A 12,415-nucleotide genomic window follows, 5' to 3' on the forward strand; every position below is an offset into this window, starting at 1 on the left:
TATGAAAAAAATTGTAGTCTTACTTTTATTAGTCTTAACGACAAACGGATATTCTCAATTTGCCAAAAGCATGTTTAGTAAAGATCCTATTATCAATCTCGAAAACTGGCAAAAACAACGCCTTTATTTTGGATATTATCTGGGCTTCAACAGTTTTGATTTTAAATTTGACTACAAAACTCCGGGCCCTGATATTCAGGTAAAAAAAACTACCGGTTTTAATGTTGGTGTTGTTGCTGATTTAAGATTGCAGGAATATATCAACTTACGTTTCGAACCAGGTTTGTACTACACAAAACGTGACTTGTATTATCCGAATCAACCTTTAGAAAAAGACTATTTAAGAGAAGTAAACAGCACTTATATTCACTTCCCTTTATTATTAAAATTCTCTGCATTACGCACCGGAAACGTCCGCCCTTATTTAGTTGGTGGAATGTCGACTACATTAAACCTATCCAGCAACGCAAAATCGAAAGACGATAACTTCGAAGGGAAATTCAGGGTTAAACAATGGACTGCTGCCTACGAGGTTGGTTTTGGAATAGATATTTTCTCGGAATATTTTATTTTCTCTCCTTCGATCAGAGGTATGTTTGGTATCACTAATGAATTGATTCGCGACAATCCTGCAAACGGACCTAGCCCGTGGACAGACAATATCGATTCAATGAAATCAAGAGCTATTTTAATTAATTTTACTTTTCATTAAAACAAAAACTTAACTATTTCGTTTAAATTCACTAAGAATAATTGCTGTTGCAGTAGCTACATTTAAACTTTCGGTTTTTTGTAGTTCTCCAAATCTGGGAATTGTGAGTCGGCTGGAAACTTTTTTTTCAATCTCTGGCGAAATTCCATTGGCTTCATTGCCCATGATAATGATTCCGTTTTGAGGTAAATTTGATTGATAAATATTTTCGCCATCCATAAAAGTTCCAAAAACAGGGAGATCGGTTGCTGTAATAAAAGTTTTCAAATCAATATAATTCACATTTACTCTCGCAATAGACCCCATCGTTGCCTGTACTACTTTTGGATTATAAATATCAACGGTTTCTTTTGAGCAAATAATTTGTTTGATACCAAACCAGTCACAAAGACGTAAAATCGTCCCTAAATTTCCGGGGTCACGAATATCGTCTAAAGCCAGGATCAGACCTGAAGTAATAATTTTATTTTCGGCTGGCATTTTAAAAACCGCCAGACATGAATTTGGAGTTGATAAAGCACTAATCTTTTTAAGTTCCTGCTCATTAATAAGCGTACGTTTTGAAGAAGAAACTTCCTCAAAATCATTTAAAGTCGTATATAAATGTTCTAATTCAAAATTGGAAAGCAACAATTCTTGAATTACTTTTACTCCTTCGGCGAAAAATAATTGATTTGCAAAACGTTGCTTTTTTTGATGTAAGCCTGAGATAAGCTTTATTTGGTTTTTACTAACCATAAAATAATGTACTTTTGAATTAAATATTTAAAAACACTTGAAAAATAATTCCACAAAAATAACAGCATTTATTCTAATAGCAACATTTATTTGCGGTTGTAATGCTGTAAAAAGAGTTCCTGATGGAAAAAACCTTCTTGTAAAAAATACTATTCTCGTAAACGGAAAGGCAACGAATGACGAAATAGCCTCTAACCAAATGTATCAAAAACCAAATGGTACCTTGCTGGGATATCGTTTACGCTTAAATTTATACAATTTAGCCAACCTGAATCCGGATTCTACTTATCAGGCAAAATTCAAAAAACACCCGGGTTTATATGAACGTCAGGCAAAATTATTATCAGCAAAACAAGTTGACCGGCTTGGACAATCTTTTTTGAACAAAGGTCTTAATGAATTCCTGAAAAATACAGGAGAACCACCTGTTGTTATTGATACCGCAAAAACAAAAAAATCTCTTTTGCGTTTAAAATTCTATTATTTCAACAGTGGCTATTTTAATGTTGCAACAGATTATAGCATTGATAGTGTTGCCAGAAAAAAGGCAAAAATAAATTACCTTATTACTACCGGACCAGCATATAAGTTAGACACTATCAAAACTAACATCATGACTCCGGCCTTAGATTCATTATACAGAACCAACAATGACCCTTCGCTTTTAAAATCCGGAAATCAATATAAAACGGCCGATTTTGAAGAAGAAAAAAACAGACTTACTACTTATTTCAGAAACCACGGTGCCTATTTTTTCCAGCCTACTTATGTTACTTTTGACATTGATACAATTGGGAAAAAACACAAAGCTGATGTTACTTTAATTATCAACAATAACAACATCCAGGAAAGAGACTCCAGCAGAACAGAGCCTTTTAAATTATACAAAATAAGCGATGTTAACATCTATACTGATTATTCTGCCGCAAATGCAAAAAGTAAAATAACAGATAGTATCACTTATAACAACTTCAATCTGTACAGTTACAAAAAACTAAAATACAAACCCCGTGCTATTACTGATGCTATCTTTATCAACAAAGGAAGTACTTTCTCTGACACGAGAACAACTCTTTCTTCAAGGTATTTGAATAATCTGAAGATTTTCAATTATCCTTCGATTCAATATCAGGTCGACAAACGCGACTCAACTGCGCAATCCTTAATTGCCAATATTTATCTGACACCAAGAAAAAAATATAGTTTTGGTACTACTTTCGACGTAACCCATTCTAACATTCAGGATTTTGGTATTGGAGCAAGTATTTCTGAAACCATCAGAAACGTATTTAACAGAGCAGAAACGCTTGAAATTTCTACCCGTCTGAATCTGGGTTCTTCTAAAGATATGGCCAATCCCAATGATAATTTCTTTAACGTTTCAGAATATGGTGTCGATTTAAAACTAAATTTCCCGAGAATCCTGATGCCATTTGGAACTGAAAAAATTATTCCGAAAAGAATGATCCCTTCTACCAGCATTACAGCAGGTTTTTCTAAACAAAGGAATATTGGTTTAGACAAGGAAAACTTCACCGGCGGACTTGCTTATAACTGGTCTCCTAAACGAAATAACACTGCAAAACTTGAATTGCTTAACGTACAATTTGTACGCAATTTAAATCCGGACAACTATTTCAAAGTTTATACTTCTTCTTACAATGAGTTAAATGGCATTGGTAAAGAATATAATCTTGACCCTCTCAATTGGGGAAAAACACCTGAAGAACAAGCGAGAGAAGATCTAGCTATCCCTACAGGAACTACAGGATTCACTAATAATGTATTAACAAATCAAACTGCTTTACTTCCGGGAGACCCACAGTATAAAGATGTGCAAAGTATCGAAGAAAGAAGAAGACGTTTGACTGAAAATGATTTTATATTAGCTACAAGTTATACTTTTAGTAAAACCACCAAGAAAGATCTTGCCGATAATACTTTCTATCAGTTCAAAACCAAAATAGAATCTGCAGGAACCTTATTGACAGCTATATCGGGGATTGCAAGTTTACCTAAAAACGGAAATGGCAACTACGAAATATTCAATTTAGAATATTCTGAATATGTAAAAACCGAATTTGATTATATCAAACACTGGGATTTTGGAAAAGAAAAGGTATTGGCTGTAAGAAGCTTTTTTGGTATAGCAATTCCGTTTGGAAACTCAAATTACATTCCGTTTTCACGAAGTTATTATGCCGGAGGATCAAACGATAACCGTGCATGGCAGCCCTATTCTTTGGGTCCGGGAAGTACAAATGCGGCGAACGATTTTAATGAGGCCAACATGAAAATTGCAATGAGCGCAGAATTCCGGTTTAAACTTTTCGGCGACGTCAAAGGAGCTGTCTTTGCAGATGCCGGAAATATCTGGAATGTGCTCGATAATGTGATAGATGAGAAGGCAAGATTCAACAACTTAAACGATTTAGCTGAAATTGCTTTAGGTTCAGGATTCGGTTTACGTTACGATTTAAGCTTTTTTGTTATTCGTTTAGATTTAGGCTTTAAGACCTATAACCCAGCACATGAGAAAGGAGATCGCTGGTTCAAAGAATACAATTTTGGGCACTCGGTTTTAAATTTTGGAATAAATTATCCGTTCTAATGCTAATTAATTCTTATTTTTGCAACCTAAAAACTAAAAACAACTAAAAAAAATTACAATGGCACACAATATTAAACCCGGAGTAGCTACAGGAGATCAAGTACAGGAGATTTTTAATTATGCAAAGGAAAAAGGATTTGCTTTACCTGCAGTAAACGTTACGGGATCAAGCACAATCAATGGAGTTCTTGAGACTGCAGCAAAACTTAATGCACCGGTTATCATTCAATTTTCAAACGGAGGAGCACAATTTAACGCTGGAAAAGGATTATCTAATGCAGGTGAAAAATCAGCAATCGCTGGTGGAATCGCCGGAGCAAAACACATTCATACTTTGGCAGAAGCTTACGGCGCAACTGTAATCTTACATACTGACCACTGTGCAAAAAAATTATTACCTTGGATCGATGGTCTATTAGATGCTTCTGAAAAACATTTTGCAGAAACAGGAAAACCATTATTCAGCTCTCATATGATCGATTTGTCTGAGGAGCCAATCGAAGAGAACATTGAAATCTGTAAAGAGTATTTGGCCAGAATGAGTAAAATGGGAATGACATTAGAAATCGAACTTGGTATTACAGGTGGTGAAGAAGATGGTGTTGACAACTCTGACGTTGATAGCTCTAAATTATACACTCAGCCAGAAGAAGTAGCTTATGCTTATGAAGAATTATCTAAAATAAGCCCAAAATTTACAATTGCAGCTGCTTTTGGAAACGTTCACGGTGTTTACAAACCAGGAAACGTAAAATTGACTCCAAAAATCTTAAAAAATTCTCAGGATTTCGTTCAAAACAAATTCAACACTGGTGCTAACCCGGTAGATTTCGTTTTTCACGGAGGTTCAGGTTCTACACTTGAAGAAATCAGAGAAGCTATTGGATACGGAGTGATCAAAATGAATATTGATACCGATTTACAATTTGCATATACTGAAGGAATTCGTGATTATATGGTTAAAAACATTGACTATTTAAAAACTCAAATTGGTAACCCTGAAGGTGCTGATGTTCCTAACAAAAAATATTATGACCCAAGAAGATGGGTACGTGAAAGCGAAGTAACATTCAACACAAGACTTGAGCAAGCTTTTGCTGACTTGAACAACGTGAATACACTATAATCTAAAAGTTTAAAGTTTCAGGTTTCAAGTTTCAACAACTTTAAACTTTAAACCTGGAACAAAAAAAACATTAAATATGGCTTGGTTTAAAAGACAAGAAAAAGGAATTACTACCGCGACTGAAGATAAGATGGACGTTCCGAAAGGATTGTGGTACAAATCTCCTACGGGAAAAATTATTGATGCTGACGAATTAGCCAGAAACTTATTTGTGAGCCCTGAAGATGATTTTCACGTTCGAATTGGAAGCGCAACCTATTTTGAAATCTTATTTGACAATAACGAATTTGTTGAATTAGATAAAAACATGACATCAAAAGATCCATTGCATTTTGTTGATACAAAAAAATATGCCGATCGTCTTAAAGATGTAATGGAGAAAACTCACCTTAAGGACGCTGTGCGTACCGGAGTGGGAAAATCTAAAGGAAAAGAACTTGTTATCTGCTGTATGGATTTTGCCTTTATTGGTGGATCTATGGGAGCGGTTGTTGGAGAAAAAATTGCAAGAGGTATTGATCACGCGATCAAAAACAAACTGCCATTTTTAATGATTTCTAAGTCAGGTGGTGCCCGCATGATGGAAGCAGCTTATTCATTAATGCAATTAGCCAAAACATCTGTAAAACTAGCCCAGCTTGCAGAAGCAGGATTACCGTACATCTCGTTATGTACAGATCCAACCACTGGAGGAACAACTGCATCATATGCAATGTTAGGAGACATCAACATCTCTGAGCCTGGAGCTTTAATTGGTTTTGCCGGTCCTCGCGTTGTTCGCGACACTACAGGAAAAGATTTACCGGAAGGTTTCCAGACTGCTGAATTTCTTTTAGAGCACGGTTTCTTAGACTTTATCACGCCAAGAAAAGAATTGAAAGATAAGATCAACTTATATATCGATTTGATTCAGAACAATACAATTAGATAGTTTTCGAACTTCTAAAACATATAAAATCCCATTCGCTACGGCAAATGGGATTTTTTTATTCTATAAATATGTCGTTCCTACGGAACTTCTGAAGACTTGCGGTTTCAATCTCAACGGAATAAATTCCGTTGCTACCAATATTACATTCCTACGGAATTTTCTAGATGTGTGATTTTAATCTCAACTAATTAATACTTGTCTGAAAAATTGTATTTTTGTTTCTTATTTATCACTAAATAATAGTTTTGTACCCAAGCAAAATAGTAAAAAATGTATCACACATAAATGGGTTTGTTTTTTACCAGAACCTATTTTTTTTAAAGTAATATAAATATCTTTGAATTATGAGCGCAGCAACAAAACCAAACCATATAGGGCGAAAAATTAGCCGTATTCGCGAACTGAAAGACATGAAGCAAGAAGCATTAGCACAAGCTTTAGGAACAAACCATCAAGCTATTTCTGCCATGGAAAATAGCGAAACTATAGAAGATGAAAAACTTGCACAAGTTGCAAAAGCACTTGGTGTAAGTGTTGAGGCTATAAAAAACTTTACTGAAGAAAACATGATTAGTTATTTCAACAATTTTTACGATAATAGTATTAGTAATGGCACAAACGGAATATTCAATCCGAGTCATTGCAATTTCAATCCACTAGATAAAGTAATTGAACTTTATGAGCGTATGCTTCAGGCAGAAAAAGAAAAAGTGGAGTATTTAGAAAAATTATTAAAAGAAAAATAAGTTTTTTCGAGAACATATTGATTGCAATAAAAAAATCCTGAGAAAATATTTCTCAGGATTTTTTTATATCTATAACTCTAAAAGTTTCACCTCATAAAGACGCCAAATTTTAGACCTTCATGCTATTTAAATGAGATTGCTTCGTTCCCCGCAAAGACCAAACTCTCTACGAAAATCAGTTTAAAGCAGTTTAATCTGTGGACAAAGAACTCCTAAAACACAAAGTTTTAAGCACAATACAAATCCTTTGAACCTTTGCAACTCTGAACCTTTGAACCTATTTAAGCGAAGCCATATCAATTACAAAACGATACTTTACATCACTTCTGTTCATACGATCGTACGCTTCATTAATATACGACATATCGATAATCTCGACATCTGATGTAATGTTGTGTTCTGCACAATAGTCAAGCATTTCCTGAGTTTCTTTGATTCCGCCAATCAAACTTCCTATTATGCTTCTTCGTTTCATGATCAAAGTAAAAACAGGAATTTCTGCCGGAGCCGGCGGAGCACCAACCACAATCATGGTTCCGTTTGTTGTCAATAAATTTAAGTAAGCGTTGTGATCGTGTTTTGCCGAAACCGTATTTAATATAAAATCGAAACTATTAGCTAAAGATTCCATTGTTGCAGGATCTGAAGTAAGGGCAAATTTATGAGCTCCTAATTTTTTAGCATCTGCTTCTTTAGACGGAGAATGACTTAACATGGTAACTTCGGCACCAAACGAAACAGCAAATTTTACTGCCATATGCCCTAAACCACCAAGACCCAAAACTCCAACTTTATGCCCCTTACCTACTTTTAGGTAACGCAATGGCGAATAAGTTGTAATTCCGGCACATAATAATGGCGCAACTCCTTTTATATCTAATTTTTCAGAAACATGAAGTGTGTAACTTTCATCGACAATGATACTGGTTGAATATCCTCCGCGAGTCGGGATATTCGTTCCTCTTTCGACACTGTTGTACGTTCCGGTCATTCCTTCGTCACAAAATTGCTCTTCGCCTGACTGACAACTCGGACAAACTCTGCAGGAATCTACAAAACATCCTACTCCGGCTAATTCCCCAACTTTAAACTTGGAAACTTCGCTGCCAACAGCAACGATTCGGCCTACAATTTCATGTCCCGGAACCAAAGGATAAGCTACAGGTCCCCAATCTCCTTTTGCAGTATGGATATCTGAATGGCAAACACCACTATATAAAATTTCTATCTGAACCTGATGAGCGCCAACTTCTTTTCTTTCAAACGTATAAGGTTTTAACGGATTTTCAGCATCATAGGCTGCGTAAGCTTTTACTGGTATCATATTATTGTTTTTTAATTTAAGCTATTAAAATTACAATAAAATTCAACAAGAAAGTAAAATACGAAGTTGTAAAAAGATGAAATTTTCAGAATTGTATTTTACATTCCGGTTCTGATCGCTTCAACCGGATCTAATTTTGAAGCTGAAATTGCCGGTAAAATTCCTGAAATCACGCCAACTAGAATTGACAATCCAGCTCCGATGATCACATTCCAGAAACTTAATACGAATTCAAAATCTAATAAATTGGTCAAAAGAACAGACATTAACCAAACAATCAGCAACCCGATTATTCCGCCAATTAAACAAAGTATAACTGCTTCGAATAAAAACTGAAACAATATAAACCTGTTTTTTGCTCCCAAAGATTTCTGAATCCCAATTAAGTTCGTACGTTCTTTTACAGAAACAAACATAATATTGGCTACTCCAAAACCACCAACCAGGAACGAGAAGAAACTTATAAAAATCCCTCCAAATCTCAAACTTCCTAAAATTCCGTCTACAAAGTCAGTAAAACCAGAAAGTACATTTATAAAAAAATTATCAGCTTCGCCCGCTTTCATTCCACGAATTGCTCTTAGTTTCTGAGCAACTTCAGCTTTATACGCTTCCATGTCTACTCCTTTTACAGGCTTCAGAACAATCACAGGAGTCATCGAATCGCTGTCGCCATACATTCTGCGTAAAAAATTGGTTGGCAAATAAACAGATGTATCATTGCTATTCCCGAAAAAACCGGCGCCTTGCTTGGCAATTACCCCAATTACCGTAAAGCGCTGCCCGTATAAACGAATATTTTTACCAATGGGATCACTTGTACCAAAAAGTCCTTCGGCAATATCATACCCTAAAACAATTACCGGACTTCCTGAGTTTGATTCTGATTCATTATAAAATCTTCCTTTATCAAAACTCAGTCCTTCGATATCGACCATTTCGTTAGACGAAGGAACGACATTTACATCACTAACGGTTTTCGAATCGTATTTTAAAGTTTCATGATTTACAAAAAGCTGGTACGCTACCTGCTCTGTATTGTTGAGTGAATTTTTTAAATTAATATACTCATCATATTTTACATTCGGAAACTGCTCTCTTTTCCATTGTGGAATATCTGAAGGTCCGAAACAATATTTCATTAAATAAATTGTGTTTTTGTCTAAGCTGCTCAGATCTTTTGAAATTTTCCGATCTAAGGAATCTACCGCAGCCAATACTGCTATAATCGAAAAAATACCAATCGTAACTCCCAACAGTGACAATAAGGTACGTAATTTATTATTTCGCAAAGCGTTTATGGCAAAGCGGAAACTTTCTTTTAATAACCTTAGATAAACAAGCATGTATGTGTATTTTTCATTAAAGTAAAATTCAATAAATTAAAAACAAAAACCTAATAAAAGTTAACTTACTCATCAGTAGATTTTTTTAGCATAATGTTACATTAATTTTCTTTAAAATAATATATAAAAAAACTACTTTTGCAGTCTGAAAATCATAACTACACAATGAGCACAACTAAAACAATACAATCGGCATTAATTTCTGTTTTTTCAAAAGACGGACTGGAGCCAATAGTTAGAAAATTACACGAACAAAACGTAACACTTTATTCGACTGGGGGAACAGAAGATTTTATTAAAAACCTTGGAATTCCTGTAGTTCCGGTTGAAGATATCACTTCATTTCCTGAAATTCTTGGTGGAAGAGTAAAAACTTTACACCCAAAAATTTTTGGTGGAATCTTAAACCGTCAGGATAACGAAGGTGACGTTCAACAAATGAAGGAATTTGATATTCCTCAGATTGATTTGGTGATTGTTGATTTGTATCCGTTTGAAAAAACGGTTGCTTCAGGTGCAAGTGAGCAGGATATTATTGAAAAAATTGATATTGGCGGAATTTCATTGATTCGTGCCGGTGCAAAAAACTTCAAAGACACCGTAATTGTAGCTTCGGTAAACGAATACAGTTTGCTTCTGGATTTAATTACAGAACAAAACGGAGCAACAACTCTTGAGAACAGAAGATTGCTGGCTACAAAAGCATTCCATGTTTCGTCTCATTATGATGGTGCTATTTTTAATTATTTCAACACTGACGAAACGATCTACAAAGAAAGTATCGAAGGCGGTCAGGTTTTAAGATACGGAGAAAATCCTCATCAAAAAGGTTTCTTCTTTGGCGATTTTGACGCGATGTTCAAAAAAGTTCACGGAAAAGAATTGTCTTATAATAATTTATTAGATGTTGATGCTGCAGTAAACTTAATCAACGAGTTTAAAACTGACGGACCAACTTTTGCTATTTTAAAACATAACAATGCTTGTGGTTTAGCTTCAAGAAAAACGATTAGCGAGGCTTATTTAGCCGCTTTGGCTTGTGATCCTACATCTGCTTTTGGCGGCGTTTTGATTGCAAACACTAAAATTGACTTAGCTACTGCTCAGGAGATCAACAAATTGTTTTGTGAAGTAGTAATCGCACCAAGTTATGATGATGATGCAATTGCAGTTTTACAAGAAAAGAAAAACAGAATTATATTAGTTCAGAATGAAGTTGAATTGCCTTCAAGACAAGTAAGAACATGTCTTAATGGTTTGTTAATTCAGGACAGAAATAATATTACAGATACTAAAGAGCATCTAAAAACCGTTACCATTACAGAGCCTACTGCTCAGGAAATAGAAGACTTGATATTTGCTTCAAAAATTTGTAAAAACACAAAATCAAACACGATTGTTTTTGCAAAAAACGGAACATTAATTTCTTCAGGAACAGGCCAGACATCAAGAGTTGATGCTTTGGTACAAGCTGTAGATAAAGCTAAAGCTTTTGGATTTGATTTAACCGGCGCTTCTATGGCAAGTGATGCATTTTTCCCGTTTCCGGATTGTGTAGAATTAGCTAAAAAAGCAGGAATAACAGCTGTAATTCAGCCGGGAGGTTCAATAAAAGACGAATTAAGCATAAATTATTGCAACGAAAATAATCTTGCAATGGTATTTACAGGAACGCGTCATTTTAAACATTAATTTGTTTAACTTTGTTCAAAATAATTTATAACATTTTAAACCCCTAAAAAACTTATGGGATTTTTTGATTTCATGACCGAGGATATTGCGATAGACCTTGGTACCGCAAACACTTTAATCATTCATAATGATAAAGTTGTTATTGATAGTCCGTCAATCGTTGCACGTGATAGAATATCAGGCAAAATCATTGCTGTTGGTAAGGAAGCCAATATGATGCAAGGTAAAACGCATGAAAATATCAAAACCATAAGGCCGTTGAAAGATGGTGTAATTGCTGATTTTGATGCTTCGGAAAAAATGATCAATATGTTCATTAAAAGTATTCCTGCATTGAAAAAAAGAATGTTTACTCCAGCTTTAAGAATGGTAGTATGTATTCCTTCCGGTATTACTGAAGTAGAGATGCGAGCTGTAAAAGAATCTTGTGAAAGAGTAAACGGTAAAGAAGTTTACCTGATTCATGAGCCAATGGCAGCAGCAATTGGTATTGGTATCGACATTATGCAGCCAAAAGGAAACATGATCGTTGATATTGGAGGTGGTACTACAGAAATTGCAGTTATTGCTTTAGGTGGAATTGTATGTGACAAATCTGTAAAAATTGCAGGTGACGTTTTTACAAATGATATCGTTTACTATATGCGTACTCAACACAACCTTTTTGTTGGAGAAAGTACTGCTGAAAAAATAAAAATTCAGATTGGAGCTGCTATCGAAGATTTAGAGAGCCCTCCAGAAGATATGTCAGTTCAGGGTAGAGATTTACTTACCGGTAAGCCTAAACAAGTAGATGTTTCATACCGTGAAATTGCTAAAGCATTAGACAAATCGATTCAGCGTATTGAAGATGCTGTAATGGAAACGTTATCTCAAACTCCTCCGGAATTAGCTGCAGATATCTATAACACTGGTATTTATTTAGCTGGTGGCGGATCTATGTTAAGAGGTCTTGACAAACGTATTTCGCTAAAAACAGATCTACCGGTTTATATTGCCGAAGATCCGTTAAGAGCTGTAGTTCGTGGAACCGGAATGGCACTTAAAAACATTGCAAAATTCAAAAGTATCTTAATCAAATAAGACACTAAACAAATAAACATATTCTTGCAAGAGTCAAATTTTATTTATTTGACTCTTGTAAAACTTGAACCCAAAAGCATATCCTGAAACAAAATAATCGAACAAG

At 35.0% G+C, this 12,415-nt stretch carries 10 protein-coding genes; 7 read left to right on the plus strand and 3 right to left on the minus strand.

Going from position 1 to position 12,415, the window contains the following annotated elements; translation table 11 throughout:
• Nucleotide 1 precedes the first annotated feature (1 nt).
• Nucleotides 2-712, plus strand: a complete 711-nt coding sequence (gene porT / locus B0A67_RS17035; RefSeq protein WP_072954795.1) for a type IX secretion/gliding motility protein PorT/SprT — start codon at nucleotides 2-4, stop codon at nucleotides 710-712.
• Between the two features lie 9 nt (nucleotides 713-721).
• Here porT and B0A67_RS17040 read toward each other — a convergent pair whose 3' ends face one another.
• Nucleotides 722-1,450 carry a TrmH family RNA methyltransferase gene (locus B0A67_RS17040; RefSeq protein WP_072954799.1) on the minus strand — a complete coding sequence of 243 codons (729 nt, stop codon included), beginning with the start codon at nucleotides 1,448-1,450 and terminating at the stop codon, nucleotides 722-724.
• A gap of 37 nt (nucleotides 1,451-1,487) precedes the next feature.
• On the opposite strand from B0A67_RS17040, the gene tamL reads away from it, so the two are divergent.
• The 4 genes from tamL (at nucleotide 1,488) to B0A67_RS17060 (ending at nucleotide 6,864) form a co-directional block, all read left to right on the plus strand.
• Complete coding sequence (tamL, locus tag B0A67_RS17045) at nucleotides 1,488-4,061, plus strand: translocation and assembly module lipoprotein TamL (RefSeq protein WP_072954801.1); 2,574 nt, start codon at nucleotides 1,488-1,490, stop codon at nucleotides 4,059-4,061.
• Nucleotides 4,062-4,119: 58 nt separating this feature from the next.
• On the plus strand, nucleotides 4,120-5,187 hold the full coding sequence (fbaA, locus tag B0A67_RS17050) for a class II fructose-bisphosphate aldolase (protein ID WP_072954804.1): 1,068 nt from the start codon (nucleotides 4,120-4,122) through the stop codon (nucleotides 5,185-5,187).
• Between the two features lie 76 nt (nucleotides 5,188-5,263).
• Entirely contained in the window at nucleotides 5,264-6,118 is an 855-nt protein-coding gene (gene accD / locus B0A67_RS17055) for an acetyl-CoA carboxylase, carboxyltransferase subunit beta (RefSeq protein WP_072954808.1), read from the plus strand.
• Nucleotides 6,119-6,462: 344 nt separating this feature from the next.
• The gene (locus tag B0A67_RS17060) at nucleotides 6,463-6,864 is read left to right on the plus strand and encodes a helix-turn-helix domain-containing protein (protein ID WP_072954811.1); all 402 of its coding nucleotides are present in this window, start codon (nucleotides 6,463-6,465) and stop codon (nucleotides 6,862-6,864) included.
• 277 nt (nucleotides 6,865-7,141) lie between these two features.
• Here the strand turns inward: B0A67_RS17060 and B0A67_RS17065 are convergent, their stop codons facing one another.
• A complete protein-coding gene (locus B0A67_RS17065; RefSeq protein ID WP_072954815.1) occupies nucleotides 7,142-8,188 on the minus strand; it encodes an NAD(P)-dependent alcohol dehydrogenase in 1,047 nt (348 codons plus the stop codon).
• A 98-nt stretch (nucleotides 8,189-8,286) separates the two neighbouring features.
• Nucleotides 8,287-9,534, minus strand: a complete 1,248-nt coding sequence (locus B0A67_RS17070) for an ABC transporter permease (protein WP_072954818.1) — start codon at nucleotides 9,532-9,534, stop codon at nucleotides 8,287-8,289.
• 165 nt (nucleotides 9,535-9,699) lie between these two features.
• On the opposite strand from B0A67_RS17070, the gene purH reads away from it, so the two are divergent.
• Nucleotides 9,700-11,226 (plus strand): bifunctional phosphoribosylaminoimidazolecarboxamide formyltransferase/IMP cyclohydrolase, encoded by a 1,527-nt coding sequence (gene purH, locus B0A67_RS17075; RefSeq protein ID WP_072954821.1) that lies wholly within the window; start codon nucleotides 9,700-9,702, stop codon nucleotides 11,224-11,226.
• Between the two features lie 54 nt (nucleotides 11,227-11,280).
• On the plus strand, nucleotides 11,281-12,309 hold the full coding sequence (locus B0A67_RS17080; protein WP_072954825.1) for a rod shape-determining protein: 1,029 nt from the start codon (nucleotides 11,281-11,283) through the stop codon (nucleotides 12,307-12,309).
• Nucleotides 12,310-12,415: the final 106 nt, after the last annotated feature.

Origin of the sequence: Flavobacterium aquidurense (genome assembly GCF_002217195.1) — a bacterium.
Lineage (GTDB): Bacteria > Bacteroidota > Bacteroidia > Flavobacteriales > Flavobacteriaceae > Flavobacterium > Flavobacterium frigidimaris.